We start from the raw sequence: 18,216 nt of genomic DNA on the forward strand, positions 1-18,216 counted from the left end.
AAGATGACTTATTTTGTTTTTATTGAGTTACAGAATAAAGTATTGCAGTTACAGGTTATAATTGTAGCTTAAAACCGATAACTCCACTAGGGCAAGTATCTTGCTTTTGCCGAGTGCGAGTAAGTTTAACAAATAATACTAAAAATAATTATGTTGGGGATAGTAATAGCTGGGTGGATCCGTTTGGGTTAGTATCTCGAACTTATAAAGATGCTTCATATCATAGTAGTAAAGATCGAAAGACGAGTAAAGGAGGTAAAAGTAAGAAACCTAAAGACGGACAGGCTACTTTGGATAATTCAACACAAGTGAAAGATTCTTCTCCTAGAAGAGTAGGAGCTAGCGAAGGGGAATTAGTTGTCATAGATAGAACAAGAGTTTTACCTGATGGAGCTGAAGAATATCATGGTCACGTTAGAAAATGGAAGGATTTACATGTTGACCAACAAAATGCTTTAAAAAACGCAGGAATTACAAATAGTAAAGGAAAAATTATATAATGAAACACGAAGATTTTGAGAAGATAATTTTAGAGGAAAATAAAGATAAAATACTGGACTCGTTACTATATGTTACAGAGTATGATGATGATTGGGAATGGGTAGAAAACAAATGCTTAGAGTTAATTAATAGTAAAGATAATGATATAAAGGGTTTAGCTATAACATGTTTAGGTCATCTAGCAAGAATTCATGGTAAAATAAATTATAAAAAAGTCTCAAAAATTTTAGAATCTAATTTATCCGATTTAACGATTAAAGGTAGAATTGAAGACGCTTTTGATGACATTAAAATGTTCACAGAAAATGAGTAACCCCCGCTAGCGCAAGCATCATACTCATGCCAAGTGCGAGTAAGTTTAACAAATAATACTAAAAGCAAAAAACCACGACACAAGTTGTGGTTTTTTAGTGGAATGCCTAGTTTGGTTATGACGATTTTTAAAAGCGTATAGTTAAACACCATAAGATTACTTGGATATTTGATGAAGGTTCTTTTATTCCTTCTGGAAAAATAAAAGACAACAAAAAATTTAGTATTTTAGCTAACCATTTGGGCACACCTACACAAATGTATGATGAGGAAGGGGAGCAAGTATGGGAACGTTCTTTAGATTTAAACGGAAAAGTAATTAACGGTAGTAATGCACCCTGCCCTTTTCTATATCAAGGGCAATACTATGATAAAGAGATTGAATTAGCCTATAATAGGTTTCGTTATTACGATCCTGATGATGGCAGGTATATTTCAAAAGACCCGATTGGACTACTGAGTGGTGAATATGGGTTCTATAATTATGTTGGGGATTCTAATAGCTGGGTGGATCCGTTTGGGCTTACAAAAACGTATCATGCAACTTCTAGAAGTGAAGCAAAGCAAAAAGCAAAAGAACATGCTGCTATTCCAAAGTATTTAAAAGAAGACATTCCTTTAGAAAGATTGAACTACACTAGTAGAGGAATAAACTGGGAAAGTATGAAGTCTAAGCAAAGGACTACGCGTAAAACTAAATTAGGAGAGGAAAATAAGAAGAATACCCAGAATTATTGGGAAGAACATCCTGACGGTCATAATGACGATCATGCATTACATCATGATTCAGGTCATTTTCACTCTACGAGTTCATCAGGGGAAAGTATTATAATTACATACTAGATTATGAATCAAGCTGAAAAAATATTTAAATATCCAATACCAAATTATATTGATTATTTTGATGACTCGGAAGATTTATCAATAACACCATACGCTGTTAGCTATCAATATAGTATTGATAATAATGGGATTGGACCTTATGGCTTTAATACAATAAAAGCAAAAAAGTTGACTGATATACTTTTTTCAAATATTAAACTATGGAATGGTACTATTTTTAAAGAAGGTTTACAATCAATGTTTGGAGTTTCATTCTATTATGACAATTCATTCATTGAAGAACAGGAAATCGAATTGAAAAAATACTTCAGTCTAAAAAAGAAAAATTTACTTTTTGAAAGGTTTGGAAAGCCAACCACTCCATTAAATACTCCATTTATATTTGATCTTATACAAGAAAAAAAATTCAATTCTAAAAAAATAAATAAACTACTGGACATTAATCCTAATTTTTTTCTTAATGTTAAATACTCACCTGAAGGTGGTCAAACAATGTTGTTTTTTAACGAGGAAATTTGGAGTAAAATAAAGGAGTTTTGCGTAGAAAATGAGATTAACTACTCAGAATTAAACTCTATTGATAATTTGAAATCTTGGTAACTCCCCTCCGCTAGCGCAAGCATCATGCTTGTGCCAAGTACGAGTAATTTTAACAAATAATACTAAAAACAAAAAACCACAGCGCAAGTTGTGGTTTTTTAGTGGAATGCCTAGTTTGGTTATGACAGTTTTTAAAAGCGTATAGTTAAACACCATAAGATTACTTGGATATTTGATGAAGGTTCTTTTATTCCTTCTGGAAAAATAAAAGACAACAAAAAATTTAGTATTTTGGCTAACCATCTAGGTACACCTACACAAATGTATGATGAGGAAGGGGAGCAAGTATGGGAACGTTCTTTAGATTTAAACGGAAAAGTAATTAATGGTAGTAATGCACCCTGCCCTTTTCTATATCAAGGGCAATACTATGATAAAGAGATTGAATTAGCCTATAATAGGTTTCGTTATTACGATCCTGATGATGGCAGGTATATTTCAAAAGACCCGATTGGACTACTGAGTGGTGAATATGGGTTCTATAATTATGTTGGGGATTCTAATGAGGAACTTGATCCTTATGGGTTAGAAAAATCTACATATAGAGTTAAACATTTTTCTAATAAAAAAGGTATTGAGGGAATTAAAAAAGATAATAAAATTAAAGCTTCAGACCAAAACAAAGTATTTACTGTTAAAGCTAAAGGAAGAATGAGTAAAGGTAGTAGTCGGGATATTGAAAAGAAATTAGGTATAAAGCAAGGGAGAGCAAATAAGTCTGTTGAATTTGATGTTGATCCAAGTGAAATTACAATAATAAAAAATAAAGATACTGGTGCTATAGAACATGTATTAGATGGAGATATCTCTTTAGAAGGAAGAAATCCTATTTTTAAATAAAAAAAATGAAAGACAAAGATATTATTAGGCTATTTAGATTAATGGAAGATTTAAACGATCACTTTCATCAATCATTAAATTACACTAACCCAGAAAAGTCAGCTGAAATGGCAAAAAAAAATTATTCAGAAATAAAGGATTTTTATTATAATATTATATGGGATATACTTCCAAATGATTTTAAAAAACAGATAGAAGAAGAATAGATAAAAACCTGCTAACGTGCATCTCTAATCAGACTCACAGGAGTAGCAAGAAACCATAGAAATTAAAAAGAAAGAAGCCGTCTGAAAAGTAATTTCAGACAGTTTTCTTTCAAAATTTTTAGTTTTATACCCCCTGCCCTTTCTTATTTCAAAACCAGTATTACGATGATGAAATAGAACTCGCTTACAACCGCTTTCGTTACTACCACCCCGATGATGGACGGTATATTTCAAAAGACCCGATTGGACTACTGAGTGGTGAATATGGGTTCTATAATTATGTTGGGGATAGTAATAGCTTGGTGGATCCGTTTGGGCTAATGGAGTTATTTAGATCTATGTCTAGGAGTGAATATTTTGACATTAAGAAAAATGGATGGAATGGCAGAGAAAATATGGGGTCTAAATGGTTCGCTGAGAGTTATGATGATGCCGTGAAGTGGGGGCATACAATGGGGCATGGAGATGATTCTAAATTTTATGTTGTAAAATTTGATGTAGATGACACGGTTGCTGATAAAGCATATAAAGTTAAAGGACTAGATGGTATTGGAAATGCCAGAGCTATTGATGTTGAAGATCTTAATGGTAATACAAAAATGAAAAAAGTAAACTCTCATAGAGTAGGATATAATAAATAATGTTTTTTATGAAAAAAGTCATAATTTCTTGGGATAGAGTATTTTTCGATGGAGAGAAAAAACTTTTACCTAATGTAAATAGAATGTTCACTCAAATATATGATGTCCCAATTAAAGGAGAATGTTGGAGTTTAAAATTCGTATTTGATGAAACTCCACGGATGCAAGGTTACAAATCTACAGCTAGGGTTTCTTTTTTATTAGATAATGCACCTCACCATCTTTTGGTTAAAGGTTTTAAATTTGATTTTTTAGATAAATCTCAAACAATAGGTTCATGTAAAATAATAGATACCGACCCTATTTCTGGAGAAAATATTAAAGAAAGGATTAAACTTATCGAGGAGGAAAAAAAAGAATTACAAAAGTATATAAAATCGATAGATAAAGATGATTTTTTATTTACTAAAGAAGATCTAAAGAAAATAGTATCGTATAGTGACGATTACCCATATTTATTTCACTTTATCCTAAGATTGGATAAAAAGGTAGCTATGGAATATATGGAAGATTATTTTTTTAGTATTCCACTGGAAAACAACGTTGTTTATCACTCTAATTTAGAATTATTTTTACTAGATCTTAAGGAAGAATTAGGGGAGGAAAAACTTAAGCTGTATATAGAAAGCTTTTCTAATGAATTAAAAGAAGATAAAATAATATTAAATGCATTGGGGTTAATTTTTGATTAAAAATGGATATCAAGGACTTCTAATCCGTCTTAATAAGAAACAGTAAAGATTAAAAACCACAATTTGCGTTGTGGTTTTTGTAACATACGTTTTCAAGGACAGGTATATGATGATGTTGATGGACGGTATATTTCAAAAGACCCGATTGGACTACTGAGTGGTGAATACAATCTATATGTTTATGTAGATGATCCAAATGGTTGGGTAGATAAGCTAGGGTTATCTGGTAACACTTATAGAAATGTTGACGATATTGCAAAAAAATATGGCGGTCAAAAAACTGGTGATAACAGATTCGTTTTTGAAGGAGCTGGATCTAAAAAAAGAGCCAAACAAGCTGCTTCTGAAATATCTGGAGACTTAGGAAGTAATCCAAGAACAGAACGAAGAAAGGATTATAGAGATTGTGATAACACTTTTAGAGATGATAATTCGAATAGAGTTATAGGTAAAAAATCTAGCAAGGTAGATAGGTATGGTAATTCAGTAAATGGTTATCATGATCATGATATAGGTCACGATTTTGATAGAAGACCCCATTTTAACGCTTGGAGTGAGAGTACTAACACTCTACATAACGATAACGTGCATCTGTATTATTAAATAAAATAAAAATTATGAACAAAAAACAATGGAGACGGTATAATTCTGAACAGGGCGAAAGTTGGCAAGTTTTTATAGACGAAAACGAGCAAGGTATAGAACACACTGTTTCAAGTAAAGGACACTCAGCAGTAATGCGGAAAATTATTGATCCAATTGATTTTGTAATTGTATCAGCTATACCTTGTGTAAATCAAGATGAATTTAATAAAACTTTATATGATAAAAACTTATTTCAATTAAAGTTAGAATTAATGAACGGAGATGATTGGTTTGCTTTTTCAGGTCAGAAGTTTAAAAAAGATGAGATAGTAAAGTTAATCAGTTTATTTGTTGGGTTAGATAAAAATCAAGCAGAAAGGGTTTGGAAAGGAAAGAAATTAGGCAACTTTAATACTTATAAAAATGAAGTAAGTTTCTAATTCTCCCCTAAAACAGACGTATTCAAAAATTTTAGTTTTATACATATTTTACTACCTATATTCTAGAGTATATTCTTTAAATTGCTTTGGAAAGCTTATAAAATGACAATTTAGTATTTTAGCTAACCATTTAGGCACACCTACACAAATGTATGATGAGGAAGGGGAGCAAGTATGGGAACGTTCTTTAGATTTAAACGGAAAAGTAATTAATGGTAGTAATGCACCCTGCCCTTTTCTATATCAAGGGCAATACTATGATAAAGAGATTGAATTAGCCTATAATAGGTTTCGTTATTACGATCCTGATGATGGCAGGTATATTTCAAAAGACCCGATTGGGTTGGCAAGTGGGAATCCGAACTTTTATGCGTATGTCCATGATGTAAATAGTTGGATTGATGTTTTTGGGTTAAATGCTTCTCCTGAGTCTGCAAAAGTTTGGGAGCATAGGTTCAATAATCTACCGCCTAGTGAAAAGTTTAATGCTGCCCAAGGTAAGCTTCATAAAGTAGCTCAAAAAAACGGATGGGAGCAGAATAGTAAACTTTCAAAAGCAAATAAGAGAGTGGTTTATCAAGACCCTGACAAGAAACTATATGCTTTTGATACTCAGCATGGTAGATTTGAATATTTGGATAAAAAAGGCAATCATTTAGGAGAGTTTGATATTGATGGTAATAAAACCAAAATAGCAGATTCAAGTGGAAAGCATAATATCAAATGTGGATAAGATTTTAAAATATTTAAAATAATGAAATTATTAGAATACAAAGAAGAAACTATAAATAGAGGTTATATATTAAGATGTAAAGGAGTTCATCCTTATGAAGAAATTGTAGATTTCTTAATTTGTGAATCAACAAATATTGATATAGAAAGTTATATGTTAATTGTTTCATCAGGCTATAAAGCTGGTTTAAAATATTCTCAATTACCTAAAGAATCAATCCCTAATGGAGTTAGGATGGGGTTAAGTACAAATTGGCTTATTGAAAATTGGAGTAAATGGGGGTATTTTGATTGTAAAATTGAAGATGTCTATCTATTAGAGAATACAGTTCCCAGCTAGTACGAGTGTCCCACTCGCTCGGATATGATAACGCGAAAATGTATTCCGTGCCGAGTAAGAGTAATTTTAACAAACAAAAAACCACAACTTGCGTTGTGGTTTTTTAGTGGAATGCCAGTTTGGTTATGACGATTTTTAAAAACGTATAGTTAAGATAGTTAAACACCATAAGATTACTTGGATATTTGATGAAGGTTCTTTTATTCCTTCTGGAAAAATAAAAGACAACAAAAAATTTAGTATTTTAGCTAACCATTTAGGCACACCTACACAAATGTATGATGAGGGAGGTGAGCAAGTATGGGAACGCTCTTTAGATTTAAACGGAAAAGTAATTAATGGTAGTAATGCACCCTGCCCTTTTCTATATCAAGGGCAATACTATGATAAAGAGATTGAATTAGCCTATAATAGGTTTCGTTATTACGATCCTGATGATGGCAGGTATATTTCAAAAGACCCGATTGGACTACTGAGTGGTGAATATGGGTTCTATAATTATGTTGGGGATTCTAATGGTTGGGTGGATGTTTTTGGGTTAGAAGGAGGTATTGTTACTATTCTACTACAAGAAGGAGGAAGCCATTTTGGAATTATTACTGATGGAGTTGGAGGTATGCAAACTGATTTAAATCAATTAGGAGATTTAGGTACTGGAACAAATGATTATGCAAAAATAATGAAAAACAGTGACTTATATGTTTTTGATAAATATTTAAACGTTGAAGTTGTCGATTTAGATGCTGCTAAGAAAACGCAATTAAAAGAAATTGCAAGAGGAGATTTTAAATACCATAAATTTAATGATAGTTGTCTTACTCATGTTGCAAAAGTTCTTAAAGCAGGAGGAGAAGATATAGATCCAAATAGCATCAAAAGCCAAATAAAATATATGAGAGAAAAAGAAGGTAAATTCAAAAAAATCTCTTGTGGCTAATATTATGATTGATTGTAAACATAAACCTATTAAAAGTCAAGTTTCTATTTCAAAGGACTTATATAAAGCAATTTTTGAAGGGATAAAGATTAAAGAATCTATAAATGTTGTTGAGTTTAGGTACTTTGATGAAGATGATGACACAGAGTTAATTTACATTAATTCACAATATCTTATTCCTCATAATATTACAAATAATGAACTTTTAACTTTGTTTGATAAAGAAGGAAATGAAATTGCAAGCACTATGAGGTTTTTCGATGGAATAATAAAAATGTGTAAAGAGTGTTTTTTTGAATATTTAAAAAGACATGAATTAGAAATTCGCTAGCGCAAGCATCATACTCGTGCCGAGTACGAGTAATTTTAACAAATAATACTAAAAACGAAAAACCACAGCGCAAGTTGTGGTTTTTTAGTGGAACGCCTAGTTTTGTTATGACAGTTTTTAAAAATGTATAGTTAAACACCATAAGATTACTTGGATATTTGATGAAGGTTCTTTTATTCCTTCTGGAAAAATAAAAGACAACAAAAAATTTAGTATTTTAGCTAACCATTTAGGCACACCTACACAAATGTATGATGAGGGAGGTGAGCAAGTATGGGAACGCTCTTTAGATTTAAACGGAAAAGTAATTAACGGTAGTAATGCACCCTGCCCTTTTCTATATCAAGGGCAATACTATGATAAAGAGATTGAATTAGCCTATAATAGGTTTCGTTATTACGATCCTGATGATGGCAGGTATATTTCTAAAGACCCGATTGGACTACTGAGTGGTGAATATGGGTTCTATAATTATGTTGGGGATTCTAATGAGGAACTTGATCCTTATGGGTTAGAAAAATCTACATATAGAGTTAAACATTTTTCTAATAAAAAAGGTATTGAGGGAATTAAAAAAGATAATAAAATTAAAGCTTCAGACCAAAACAAAGTATTTACTGTTAAAGCTAAAGGAAGAATGAGTAAAGGTAGTAGTCGGGATATTGAAAAGAAATTAGGTATAAAGCAAGGGAGAGCAAATAAGTCTGTTGAATTTGATGTTGATCCAAGTGAAATTACAATAATAAAAAATAAAGATACTGGTGCTATAGAACATGTATTAGATGGAGATATCTCTTTAGAAGGAAGAAATCCTATTTTTAAATAAAAAAAATGAAAGACAAAGATATTATTAGGCTATTTAGATTAATGGAAGATTTAAACGATCACTTTCATCAATCATTAAATTACACTAACCCAGAAAAGTCAGCTGAAATGGCAAAAAAAAATTATTCAGAAATAAAGGATTTTTATTATAATATTATATGGGATATACTTCCAAATGATTTTAAAAAACAGATAGAAGAAGAATAGATAAAAACCTGCTAACGTGCATCTCTAATCAGACTCACAGGAGTAGCAAGAAACCATAGAAATTAAAAAGAAAGAAGCCGTCTGAAAAGTAATTTCAGACAGTTTTCTTTCAAAATTTTTAGTTTTATACCCCCTGCCCTTTCTTATTTCAAAACCAGTATTACGATGATGAAATAGAACTCGCTTACAACCGCTTTCGTTACTACCACCCCGATGATGGCAGGTATATTTCAAAAGATCCGATTGGACTACTGAGTGGTGAATATGGGTTCTATAATTATGTTGGGGATTCTAATAGCTGGGTGGATCCGTTTGGGTTGGCTAAAAGTTATGCAGATCCTAATAAGAATAAAAAGACATCACATAATTCAGATAGTAAAAGAGCTGCTTTTAGACAAGCAAAAAGAGATGCAGGAATACCTATGAATCAGCAACCATTTAAAAGGTCGAGAGTTGATTTAACTGAAAAAAAGAATGGTATAGCTCACAAAATATATGATGATAAAGGAATGCCTATTAAAGTTAGACAAAATCATTTTAGACAATCGGATGGGAAAGAAATAATAATTCAAGAGCATAGCATAGGTCATACAAATGCAAATCCAAACCATGGAAAAGAACCTCATTTCAATGTTAGACCTTCCACTAATCCTGAAACAGGTTCTGTTGATTATACTCATGGACATTATAATTTTAAAAACTGATGAATATATTAGATACGATACGTAACAATCAATTTATAAAAAAAATATATCCTAATGGAATTTCAGATTTTTTCATAGGCAATATTTCTTTAGGCATAGATAGCTCTATTACAATTGCATTGCATTCAAAAGAAAAACCCTCTATTGAAATAAGTAAATGGGGAAAATGGGGTATTAATTATAACATTATTGTTATTGAATTTTCTTCTTTTTTACCTAAAAGATGTGATATTATTAATTGGGAATCTATTAATAAAGATTCTTCTAATATTACTATAAACAAGAATAATCTTGATTCTTTTGAAATTGAAATAATAAGTGGTATCGCAAAAATAATAATAGAAACTGATTCTTTTTTATTTCAAAAATGTGAAACTTATATACTTTAAAAACCGCTAATCAAAAAGAACCCCGCTAGGGCGGAATTGTATTCCGTGCCGAGTACAAGTAAGTTTAACAAATAATACTAAAAACAAAAAACCACGACACAAGTTGTGGTTTTTTAGTGGAACGTCTAGTTTGGTTATGACGATTTTTAAAAGCGTATAGTTAAACACCATAAGATTACTTGGATATTTGATGAAGGTTCTTTTATTCCTTCTGGAAAAATAAAAGACAACAAAAAATTTAGTATTTTAGCTAACCATTTGGGCACACCTACACAAATGTATGATGAGAAAGGGGAGCAAGTATGGGAACGTTCTTTAGATTTAAACGGAAAAGTAATTAACGGTAGTAATGCACCCTGCCCTTTTCTATATCAAGGGCAATACTATGATAAAGAGATTGAATTAGCCTATAATAGGTTTCGTTATTACGATCCTGATGATGGCAGGTATATTTCTAAAGATCCGATTGGACTACTGAGTGGTGAATATGGGTTCTATAATTATGTTGGGGATTCTAATAGCTGGGTGGATCCGTTTGGGCTTACAAAAACATACAGTAAAAAAGCTAAAGAACTACAAGATGGAGCAAATGGAACTGTAGTTACTGCCAAAACAAAAAAAGAAGCACATGACATATTAATGGAAGCTTTTCCAGGTGCTCAAAAAGTTAGGGGAATTGGTGCTCAAGATGCGGTAGGAATAAGAAAAAAACGCAAAATGGATGAATTCAAAAAGAAGGATGGGAAAGTCAGATATAGAAAAGATTATGCCATGGATCATGAAACAGGTAGAGTACATGGTCATGATGACCCTAAAGGAAATGGACATGGTTCCAAACCGCACATAAATATTAAAAAAGCTGATGGTAAAATGGTAAGAATAGATATAGGTTAACATGGATAATTTTGATACAATAATAGAAAAAGGTAAAACAAGAGGATATTCTGAAACTTGTATTAAGGATAATCAAGAATATATATGTGAATATGCTATTAGGAAAAAAGATGGAAAATATATAGGATACTATTTCAAAATATTAAGTCATAAAATGGATCAATATGAAGATTATGCTCATGAAGAATATAAAAATTTCGAAACCGTTATAGATGCTGTAAATTTTATACAAAAAAAAGGGGGAAATATAGATCTATTCAAACCTATGAAAGGTAATAGTATAATATAAAAACTAGTCAGAATAGCCGCTTTCAAGCACGTTGGTTTTAAGGAGTACGCTCTCCGCGCCTTGATATTTGAGTACAAACGGAAATGGTAAGCATTTATAAACAAGCTAATAGTTAAAGTGCGGAATTGTATTCCATGCCGATTAAGAGTAAGTTTAACAAATAATACTAAAAGCAAAAAACCACGACACAAGTTGTGGTTTTTTAGTGGAATGCCTAGTTTGGTTATGACAGTTTTTAAAAGCGTATAGTTAAACACCATAAGATTACTTGGATATTTGATGAAGGTTCTTTTATTCCTTCTGGAAAAATAAAAGACAACAAAAAATTTAGTATTTTAGCTAACCATTTAGGCACACCTACACAAATGTATGATGAGGAAGGGGAGCAAGTATGGGAACGTTCTTTAGATTTAAACGGAAAAGTAATTAACGGTAGTAATGCACCCTGCCCTTTTCTATATCAAGGGCAATACTATGATAAAGAGATTGAATTAGCCTATAATAGGTTTCGTTATTACGATCCTGATGATGGCAGGTATATTTCTAAAGATCCGATTGGACTACTGAGTGGTGAATATGGGTTCTATAATTATGTTGGGGATTCTAATGGTTGGGTGGATGTTTTTGGGTTGGATACCATAAAACTTAGGCATTATACAAGTAATAAAGGTTTGGCGATAATGAAAGAAGACATGGTTATCAAAGCTTTTGAGAATGATCCTGTCCCACTATTTCCAAAAAATTAACAATTATAAAAAAAGCTTCAAATATTTGTAATATTTGAAGCTTAAATTTTGGTTGGCCTACAAGGACTCGAACCTTGAATATCGGTACCAAAAACCGGTGTGTTACCATTACACCATAGGCCAGTTGCTAATTGCGAGTGCAAATATATAAGATACTTTCGTTCCTACAAAATTTTTTTTCGATTTTTTTTATTTTTTTTATTTTAACAGATTTTTATCAACTTAAATTAAGATTTTTTTTTATTCTAGCAGCTCAATAAAACCTGATTATCAAATAGTTTGATATCACAGCTCTTGAATCCTGAAATACGATAGAAATACCTTGTTTATTTTAGCATTATTTCGACTAAAAAAGGCAAGCATCACTTTTTTGCTACTATTAAAAGTGATACTCGTTACAAATTGAAATTAACTTAAAAGGAAATGAGGATTTTTCTTTATATAGATTATAAAGAATGGTGTTTACTTGTATTTTTAAGGCATAAAAAGAGAGGGAGCTTTTTATGTAAGCTATTTCAAGTGGCAAATTATAGCGTTTTTTAACCGTCGATCACCTAAAAGGAATTAAATTATGTATAAAATTATTTAGGATAGCAATAATATTATTTCAATAACAATAATGTTAGTCGATCTTCTTTTCAATTTAATTAGTAAATTCGCAACTACATTTTATAAAAACTATGAACGCAGTACACTATAAAAAATGGAATACCATTCTCGGATGGGTTTCTTTTGCAATTGCATTAATAACATATACGTTAACATTAGAACCTACAGTGAGTTCTTGGGACTGTGGTGAGTATATTTCTACCGCTGTAAACTTAGAAGTAGGACATCCACCAGGAGCCCCCCTCTTTCAAATGCTAGGTGCTTTTTTTGCTATGTTTACGAATGATGTTACTCAATTTGCTAAAATGGTCAACTTTATGTCAGCCTTAGCAAGTGCATTTACTATTTTATTCTTGTTTTGGACCATTACAAACCTTGGTGAAAAATTAGCGTTAAAAACGAGTTCATTTTTAGATGGAGCCCGTATTGCTGTTTTAGGAAGTGGCTTGGTTGGTGCTTTGGCATATACCTTTTCAGATAGCTTTTGGTTTAGTGCAGTTGAAGGAGAAGTATATGCAATGTCATCTTTTTTAATGGCATTACTTTTTTGGCTAGGTTTAAAATGGGAAAGTGAACTAACAAGCCCTAGAGGTAATAAATGGCTTGTTTTAATTAGCTTTGTAGTAGGCCTCTCTTTTGGAGTTCATATTTTATCGCTTTTAGTAATTCCTGCCATAGTGATGCTATACTTCTTTAAAACATATCAGCAAATAAATGCTAAAACAACCGCCATAGCTACTTTGGCAGCTATCTTTGTATTGGCTTTTGTTTTTAAGTTTTTATTTCCTTTTACCTTAAAGTTTTTTAGTGTTTCTGAATTATTCTTTATCAATGCTATTGGATTGCCTTATAATTCAGGAACTATTATTGCTGGAATGATATTGATTGCTTTGTTCTATTTTGGACTCAATTATACACGTAAAAAACAACAAGTTCATGCCAATACCTTAATCTTATCTATTTTATTTATTATGATAGGATTTTCATCGTGGTTGATGCTCCCTATACGTGCCAATGCAGATACTATTATTAATGAAAATAATCCTTCAAGTGCTAGAGAACTACTGGCTTATTACAATAGAGAACAATATGGAGATGCCAATGTTTTTTATGATAAATATTATTCATTTAACTATAACCGAGAGCAAGACGCTGATACTCCTTATATAGATGACAAACCAAAGTATGAAAAAAGAAACGGTAAATATGAGATTGTAAATAACTATAAAAATGTAATTCCTAATTATGCTAGCAAACACAAAGGCTTTATCCCAAGGATGGTAGCTCCTGCTTCTGAACAAATGTATAAGCAAATTGCAGGAATACCACAAAACAGTAAGCGCCGTCCTACCTTTATAGAAAACATAAAGTTTATGCTAAGCTACCAATTTGGCTATATGTATGGGCGTTATTTTATGTGGAATTTTGTAGGTAAACAAAATGACAATCAAGGTCATTTGGATATTGCTAATGGAAATTGGTTGAGCGGTATTAATTTTATTGATGAAGCTCGCTTAGGTTCTCAAAAAAGCTTGCCTGATGATGTTAAAAACAATAAAGGAAGAAATACTTATTACTTCTTGCCGCTACTCTTGGGTATTATTGGACTGCTATATCAGATCAAATGGGATAAGCGAAATGTATTCGTATTGTCATTATTTTTCGCTTTTACAGGCTTTGCCATTATTTTTTACACCAATCCTAAGCCTTTTGAACCTCGTGAACGTGACTATGCTGTTGTTGGTTCTTTTTATATTTTTGCAATATGGATTGGTTTTGGAGTCTTAGCGCTATATGAATATTTAAAAGCTTATGCTCCTAAAAAAACAATGGCCTTTGTAGTGTCTTTAATTTCTTTAGTTGCTGTACCTACATTAATGGCTTCTGAAAACTGGGATGACCACGACCGTTCTAACCGTTATACTACCTTTTTAAATGCTCAAACTTATTTAGAAAGCTGTGACCCTAATGCTATTGTTTTTACCATTGGAGATAATGATACCTTCCCTTTATGGTATTTACAACAGGTAGAAGGAATTCGAAGAGATATTAAGTTAGTAAATACTAGCTTGTTTGCTACTGACTGGTATATTGATCAAATGAAAAAGAAAACCTATGATGCTGAACCTATCCCTTCTAAATTAACCCACGATCAATATAAGTATGGTACGCTAGATATTGCATATCATTATCCGCATCCACAGTTTAAAGATTCTATCATTTCTATCAAAGATTTTATGAGATGGATTGCTAGTGATAGTGATGTTACTTATATAGATCCAGGTGATGGTAGTAAAGAAAAGTTTTATCCAACCAATCATATTCGCATTCCTGTAAATAAAGAAAATGTTTTAAAAACAGGATTGGTGGCTCAAAAAGATGCTGACAAAATTGTTGATTATATCGATATTGATGTAGATGATAGAGGATTGACTAAAAATCGTATTTTAATGCTCGATATTTTAAGTAATTTTAATTGGGAGCGTCCATTATACTTTACAGGAGGCGCCAATGCTGATGAAGAATATATATGGTTAAAAGACTATTTACAGTTAGACGGTATGAGTTACAAACTCGTTCCTATAAAAACTCCTAACAAAGGAAAAAGTATGTTTGATATGGGACGTATTGACCCTGAAAAAATGTACAACAATATAAAAAAGTGGCATTTTAGAAATATCAACGATGGCAAAATATACTTAGATGAGCAAACAAAACGCAATGCTATTTCAATGCGTAATAACCTTATGCGCCTGTCAGAAGAGTTTTTAAAACAAGGAGACTCTATAAATGCAAAAGATGTTCTAGATTTATCGCTATATAAAATGCCTATCAAAGATTTTGACCACTATAGCATTTCCTTAGGATATCCTGAACTATATTACAGGATAGGAGATAAAGATAAAGCTAGAGAAACGACACAAATATTGATTGATATCTTTCAACAGAAATTGGTACATTACAGTACCTATTCTAATCGAGATTTTGAGTTTATTTTAGATGATCTTGACACGAATTTATATATGTATAGAAATCTAATCAACCAGGCATTGGAATATGAAAAAGACAAAGATTATGTCAACCAATTGCAGGATGGATTTATAAATCATATAAAATTATTTAAGCACCTGATTCCTTCAGAAGATACCTTAGAACAACAACCTATGGATACAATTAAGCCTTGATAAAAGTTTAATGAGCACAAAACGGTAATGGCCGCGTATTTCATGAGAATTTCTCAACGATACGCGGTTTTTTAATGACTCTTAAAAAGAAAGACAAGCAAAAAAACATACTTTTGCTTTCGAAACTTTTTTCTTTTATATAAAATATACGTTATACCTACCTCGTAAAAACACTTTTTAAAAGAGATTAAAAGAGTGTTTAGATCATGGATAAGTTGCTTTCTTTACCAACTTATAGTTATAAGTATAGCAATGTCCTCTCAGTAAAATTTATTGTTTTTGCTACTACAAAATCATAAAATAAAACTAAGTAAATGCATGTTTAAAAGGAGGCAAATATTGCTTAAATACAAATAAGCAACTTTCTTTAGTAACTTAAATAGTACAATATATGTAAGCATCCTACAATAATTTTTATTAGTTAAAAACTATAAAAATAAACTACAATAGGTTTGCTTCCTAAAAAGAAATCTAATGATAATCTGTATATATTTAAGCGCTAATCTTGGGTATGTATTTCTAGGGGAAATGCTTACAAAGCCTTTTAAACCATACAAAACAGGAGAAGTGTTATTGTTTTGTATAACCTATAAAATTTAATAAAACCAGATGGTATTACTACTTAAAACAGGGGCTTTATTCTAAGAAAGAGGTTATTATTAAAGTAATTATTTAAACATATTGTTGTACCAATCCTATTAATGTATTTGCATCTTGCTCTCCTGTTTGTCGCCACTTCATCTCCCCTTTTTTATAAATTATAAAAGTAGGATTTCCTTTTACACGTAAAGCATCAGCTAATACTTCATTTTGTTTGATATCAATTTTAATTACCTTAGCTTTGTCTCCTAATGCAGCGGCTACATTTTTTAAAGTATCTAAACTATCGCTGGCTTCTTCCCAGTCAAAATAAAAATCTATTAACACTGGTTTTTCTAGGCTTATTAATTCTCCAAATTTTGTCATAATATTTAATTTAAGTTAGAGGGAATAATGAAAATTATACATTATACATCTTTACAAATATAGCATTTCTTTCTAAATCAGCTAACTATCTGCTTTTTTTCAATTCTATTACTGTTATTTCTGGCCAAATTCCAACACGGCCAGGGAAGGCATGATAGCCAAATCCACGGTTTACATTTATATATCTTCCAAACTCTTTATAAAGTCCTGCCCATTGCTTATATACATATTTAGCAGGGCTCCATTTAATTATTCCAGGAATCTCAATGCCAAACTGTAAACCATGGGTATGGCCACTTAAAGTCAGTTGGTAATTAAAATCATCTTTTTTTACCTTATATTCCCAATGACTAGGATCATGGCTTAATAAAATTTTAAAATCTTTTTGCTGTATGCCTTTAGAAGCTTTTTTCAAATCACCCGCTTGATGAAATCCCTTTCCCCAGTTTTCTACTCCCACCAAAGCTATTTTCTCGCCATCTCGCTCAAGGTACCTACTTTCATTTAGCAGTAAATCAAAACCTATTTTTGGGTGAATCGCTTTTATCGCTTCAAAATTAGCTCGTTTATCTTCTTTAGACTTCCATTTTGCATAATCACCATAATCATGGTTTCCTAGAATAGAAAACTTTCCCGAAGGAGCTTCCAATTTTTTAAAAATAGGAATCCACGCATCCATTTCAGCAGCAAAATTATTAACAATATCTCCCGTAAATAAAATTACGTCTGATGTTTGCTGATTTACTAAATCAACAGCATATGCTACCTTTTCTTTATCATCAAAACTCCCAGAGTGGATATCGGTAATTTGTGTTATCTTAAATCCGTCAAATGCTTCAGGCAAATCATCAAATGCCAGTTGGTATTTTAATACCTTATAATTATACTTTCCTTTTAAAATACCATATAACAAACTAGCAAAAGGAATTGCTGCAATCCCTAAAGCCAACTGAGCAACAAACCTCCTCCTTCCTTGCAATGGTTGCGTTGCCGCTGAAGAGAAATAAGACACCAGTTTTTGCCCCCATCTTACTACATCTTCTCCAAACATAAAAAGTAGTAGTATTACTTTCGGAATTAAAATAGTTAACATCATTCCTACCGCTCGCTGAAATTCCTTCGTTTGCCCTGCCTCTCTTGGTGTAGAAAAAACAATATAAAAAAAGTTGGCATAAATGGTAAAACTCAGCAATAGCCACGCCCACTTTAAAACGTTGCGCTTTGCAATCTGTTTTATAGATTGAAATGCGTAAAACTCTAAAATAAGAATTAATGCTACTATTAGCAGTAAAGGGAGTACCCAACGTGGCATATGCTTAAAGATATTAAAAACATGACAAATATAACTTTCTTAAATGCTAAACAATTTTAACATCTTGTTAAAGTTTTGTAGTTTTAGCAC

General features: G+C 31.6%; 24 protein-coding genes, 1 tRNA gene and 2 pseudogenes. 24 read left to right on the plus strand and 3 right to left on the minus strand.

The window, feature by feature from the left end; genetic code table 11:
* Positions 1-113 precede the first annotated feature (113 nt).
* From MARIT_RS13155 to MARIT_RS13260, 23 genes and pseudogenes are all read left to right on the plus strand, one after another.
* A complete protein-coding gene (locus tag MARIT_RS13155) occupies positions 114-500 on the plus strand; it encodes a hypothetical protein (protein WP_100211747.1) in 387 nt (128 codons plus the stop codon).
* Positions 500-814 carry a hypothetical protein gene (locus tag MARIT_RS13160; RefSeq protein ID WP_100211748.1) on the plus strand — a complete coding sequence of 105 codons (315 nt, stop codon included), beginning with the start codon at positions 500-502 and terminating at the stop codon, positions 812-814. The genes MARIT_RS13155 and MARIT_RS13160 overlap by 1 nt, the downstream gene beginning before the upstream one ends.
* Positions 815-1,071: 257 nt before the next feature.
* Complete coding sequence (locus MARIT_RS13165; protein ID WP_231975149.1) at positions 1,072-1,656, plus strand: RHS repeat domain-containing protein; 585 nt, start codon at positions 1,072-1,074, stop codon at positions 1,654-1,656.
* Between the two features lie 3 nt (positions 1,657-1,659).
* Complete coding sequence (locus tag MARIT_RS13170; RefSeq protein WP_100211730.1) at positions 1,660-2,256, plus strand: hypothetical protein; 597 nt, start codon at positions 1,660-1,662, stop codon at positions 2,254-2,256.
* A gap of 231 nt (positions 2,257-2,487) precedes the next feature.
* Entirely contained in the window at positions 2,488-3,096 is a 609-nt protein-coding gene (locus MARIT_RS15960) for an HYD1 signature containing ADP-ribosyltransferase family protein (protein WP_231975150.1), read from the plus strand.
* A 5-nt stretch (positions 3,097-3,101) separates the two neighbouring features.
* Complete coding sequence (locus tag MARIT_RS13185) at positions 3,102-3,302, plus strand: hypothetical protein (protein WP_100211751.1); 201 nt, start codon at positions 3,102-3,104, stop codon at positions 3,300-3,302.
* 146 nt (positions 3,303-3,448) lie between these two features.
* Positions 3,449-3,610, plus strand: a pseudogene (locus MARIT_RS16085) (RHS repeat-associated core domain-containing protein); the annotation flags it as partial.
* 12 nt (positions 3,611-3,622) lie between these two features.
* The gene (locus MARIT_RS13190) at positions 3,623-3,943 is read left to right on the plus strand and encodes a hypothetical protein (protein ID WP_231975151.1); all 321 of its coding nucleotides are present in this window, start codon (positions 3,623-3,625) and stop codon (positions 3,941-3,943) included.
* Between the two features lie 8 nt (positions 3,944-3,951).
* Entirely contained in the window at positions 3,952-4,635 is a 684-nt protein-coding gene (locus MARIT_RS13195) for a hypothetical protein (protein ID WP_100211753.1), read from the plus strand.
* Positions 4,636-4,698: 63 nt separating this feature from the next.
* Positions 4,699-5,238 carry an RHS repeat-associated core domain-containing protein gene (locus MARIT_RS13200; protein ID WP_100211754.1) on the plus strand — a complete coding sequence of 180 codons (540 nt, stop codon included), beginning with the start codon at positions 4,699-4,701 and terminating at the stop codon, positions 5,236-5,238.
* A 14-nt stretch (positions 5,239-5,252) separates the two neighbouring features.
* Complete coding sequence (locus MARIT_RS13205) at positions 5,253-5,660, plus strand: hypothetical protein (protein ID WP_100211755.1); 408 nt, start codon at positions 5,253-5,255, stop codon at positions 5,658-5,660.
* A 148-nt stretch (positions 5,661-5,808) separates the two neighbouring features.
* Positions 5,809-6,393, plus strand: coding sequence for an RHS repeat-associated core domain-containing protein (locus MARIT_RS16130; protein ID WP_157926290.1), 585 nt, complete (start codon positions 5,809-5,811; stop codon positions 6,391-6,393).
* A gap of 21 nt (positions 6,394-6,414) precedes the next feature.
* Positions 6,415-6,732 (plus strand): Imm45 family immunity protein, encoded by a 318-nt coding sequence (gene imm45 / locus MARIT_RS13215; protein WP_024742607.1) that lies wholly within the window; start codon positions 6,415-6,417, stop codon positions 6,730-6,732.
* Between the two features lie 274 nt (positions 6,733-7,006).
* The gene (locus tag MARIT_RS16095; protein WP_100211756.1) at positions 7,007-7,669 is read left to right on the plus strand and encodes an RHS repeat domain-containing protein; all 663 of its coding nucleotides are present in this window, start codon (positions 7,007-7,009) and stop codon (positions 7,667-7,669) included.
* Positions 7,662-8,000: a hypothetical protein gene (locus tag MARIT_RS13225; protein ID WP_159242938.1), complete on the plus strand. Its 339-nt coding sequence runs from the start codon at positions 7,662-7,664 to the stop codon at positions 7,998-8,000. Before MARIT_RS16095 ends, MARIT_RS13225 begins: the two co-directional genes overlap by 8 nt.
* Positions 8,001-8,247: 247 nt before the next feature.
* Positions 8,248-8,826, plus strand: a complete 579-nt coding sequence (locus MARIT_RS15985; RefSeq protein ID WP_231975152.1) for an HYD1 signature containing ADP-ribosyltransferase family protein — start codon at positions 8,248-8,250, stop codon at positions 8,824-8,826.
* A 5-nt stretch (positions 8,827-8,831) separates the two neighbouring features.
* Positions 8,832-9,032, plus strand: a complete 201-nt coding sequence (locus MARIT_RS13235; RefSeq protein ID WP_100211751.1) for a hypothetical protein — start codon at positions 8,832-8,834, stop codon at positions 9,030-9,032.
* A gap of 146 nt (positions 9,033-9,178) precedes the next feature.
* Positions 9,179-9,340: pseudogene (locus MARIT_RS16100) on the plus strand (RHS repeat-associated core domain-containing protein); the annotation flags it as partial.
* 9 nt (positions 9,341-9,349) lie between these two features.
* A complete protein-coding gene (locus tag MARIT_RS13240) occupies positions 9,350-9,736 on the plus strand; it encodes an HNH/endonuclease VII fold putative polymorphic toxin (protein WP_157926291.1) in 387 nt (128 codons plus the stop codon).
* Positions 9,736-10,125: a hypothetical protein gene (locus tag MARIT_RS13245; RefSeq protein WP_024742574.1), complete on the plus strand. Its 390-nt coding sequence runs from the start codon at positions 9,736-9,738 to the stop codon at positions 10,123-10,125. The genes MARIT_RS13240 and MARIT_RS13245 overlap by 1 nt, the downstream gene beginning before the upstream one ends.
* 276 nt (positions 10,126-10,401) lie before the next feature.
* Positions 10,402-11,019 carry an RHS repeat domain-containing protein gene (locus MARIT_RS13250; protein WP_100211759.1) on the plus strand — a complete coding sequence of 206 codons (618 nt, stop codon included), beginning with the start codon at positions 10,402-10,404 and terminating at the stop codon, positions 11,017-11,019.
* A 1-nt stretch (position 11,020) separates the two neighbouring features.
* Entirely contained in the window at positions 11,021-11,308 is a 288-nt protein-coding gene (locus MARIT_RS13255; RefSeq protein WP_024742612.1) for a hypothetical protein, read from the plus strand.
* Positions 11,309-11,673: 365 nt separating this feature from the next.
* The gene (locus tag MARIT_RS13260; protein ID WP_100211760.1) at positions 11,674-12,054 is read left to right on the plus strand and encodes an RHS repeat domain-containing protein; all 381 of its coding nucleotides are present in this window, start codon (positions 11,674-11,676) and stop codon (positions 12,052-12,054) included.
* Positions 12,055-12,103: 49 nt separating this feature from the next.
* Here the strand turns inward: MARIT_RS13260 and MARIT_RS13265 are convergent.
* Positions 12,104-12,177: transfer RNA gene (locus MARIT_RS13265), tRNA-Gln, on the minus strand.
* A gap of 557 nt (positions 12,178-12,734) precedes the next feature.
* Between MARIT_RS13265 and MARIT_RS13270 the strand changes: the two genes are divergently transcribed.
* Positions 12,735-15,848, plus strand: a complete 3,114-nt coding sequence (locus MARIT_RS13270) for a glycosyltransferase family 117 protein (RefSeq protein ID WP_100211761.1) — start codon at positions 12,735-12,737, stop codon at positions 15,846-15,848.
* 672 nt (positions 15,849-16,520) lie between these two features.
* Here MARIT_RS13270 and MARIT_RS13275 read toward each other — a convergent pair.
* A complete protein-coding gene (locus MARIT_RS13275; protein ID WP_024740862.1) occupies positions 16,521-16,814 on the minus strand; it encodes a thioredoxin family protein in 294 nt (97 codons plus the stop codon).
* A gap of 85 nt (positions 16,815-16,899) precedes the next feature.
* Positions 16,900-18,126, minus strand: coding sequence for a metallophosphoesterase (locus MARIT_RS13280; protein ID WP_100211762.1), 1,227 nt, complete (start codon positions 18,124-18,126; stop codon positions 16,900-16,902).
* Positions 18,127-18,216: the final 90 nt, after the last annotated feature.

Source organism: Tenacibaculum maritimum NCIMB 2154, from assembly GCF_900119795.1.
GTDB classification, from domain to species: domain Bacteria; phylum Bacteroidota; class Bacteroidia; order Flavobacteriales; family Flavobacteriaceae; genus Polaribacter; species Polaribacter maritimus.

Excerpts from the sequence above, each read along its gene's own strand:
- MARIT_RS13170 (WP_100211730.1), top strand. The coding sequence starts at position 1,660 with ATGAATCAAGCTGAAAAAATATTTAAATATCCAATACCAAATTATATT.
- MARIT_RS13260 (WP_100211760.1), top strand. The coding sequence starts at position 11,674 with ATGTATGATGAGGAAGGGGAGCAAGTATGGGAACGTTCTTTAGATTTA.
- MARIT_RS16130 (WP_157926290.1), top strand. The coding sequence starts at position 5,809 with ATGTATGATGAGGAAGGGGAGCAAGTATGGGAACGTTCTTTAGATTTA.
- MARIT_RS13245 (WP_024742574.1), top strand. The coding sequence starts at position 9,736 with ATGAATATATTAGATACGATACGTAACAATCAATTTATAAAAAAAATA.
- MARIT_RS13205 (WP_100211755.1), top strand. The coding sequence starts at position 5,253 with ATGAACAAAAAACAATGGAGACGGTATAATTCTGAACAGGGCGAAAGT.
- MARIT_RS13270 (WP_100211761.1), top strand. The coding sequence starts at position 12,735 with ATGAACGCAGTACACTATAAAAAATGGAATACCATTCTCGGATGGGTT.
- MARIT_RS13255 (WP_024742612.1), top strand. The coding sequence starts at position 11,021 with ATGGATAATTTTGATACAATAATAGAAAAAGGTAAAACAAGAGGATAT.
- MARIT_RS13275 (WP_024740862.1), bottom strand. The coding sequence starts at position 16,814 with ATGACAAAATTTGGAGAATTAATAAGCCTAGAAAAACCAGTGTTAATA.
- MARIT_RS13235 (WP_100211751.1), top strand. The coding sequence starts at position 8,832 with ATGAAAGACAAAGATATTATTAGGCTATTTAGATTAATGGAAGATTTA.
- MARIT_RS13280 (WP_100211762.1), bottom strand. The coding sequence starts at position 18,126 with ATGCCACGTTGGGTACTCCCTTTACTGCTAATAGTAGCATTAATTCTT.
- MARIT_RS13190 (WP_231975151.1), top strand. The coding sequence starts at position 3,623 with ATGGAGTTATTTAGATCTATGTCTAGGAGTGAATATTTTGACATTAAG.
- MARIT_RS13195 (WP_100211753.1), top strand. The coding sequence starts at position 3,952 with ATGAAAAAAGTCATAATTTCTTGGGATAGAGTATTTTTCGATGGAGAG.
- MARIT_RS16095 (WP_100211756.1), top strand. The coding sequence starts at position 7,007 with ATGTATGATGAGGGAGGTGAGCAAGTATGGGAACGCTCTTTAGATTTA.
- MARIT_RS15985 (WP_231975152.1), top strand. The coding sequence starts at position 8,248 with ATGTATGATGAGGGAGGTGAGCAAGTATGGGAACGCTCTTTAGATTTA.
- MARIT_RS13165 (WP_231975149.1), top strand. The coding sequence starts at position 1,072 with ATGTATGATGAGGAAGGGGAGCAAGTATGGGAACGTTCTTTAGATTTA.
- MARIT_RS13250 (WP_100211759.1), top strand. The coding sequence starts at position 10,402 with ATGTATGATGAGAAAGGGGAGCAAGTATGGGAACGTTCTTTAGATTTA.
- imm45 (WP_024742607.1), top strand. The coding sequence starts at position 6,415 with ATGAAATTATTAGAATACAAAGAAGAAACTATAAATAGAGGTTATATA.
- MARIT_RS13160 (WP_100211748.1), top strand. The coding sequence starts at position 500 with ATGAAACACGAAGATTTTGAGAAGATAATTTTAGAGGAAAATAAAGAT.
- MARIT_RS13185 (WP_100211751.1), top strand. The coding sequence starts at position 3,102 with ATGAAAGACAAAGATATTATTAGGCTATTTAGATTAATGGAAGATTTA.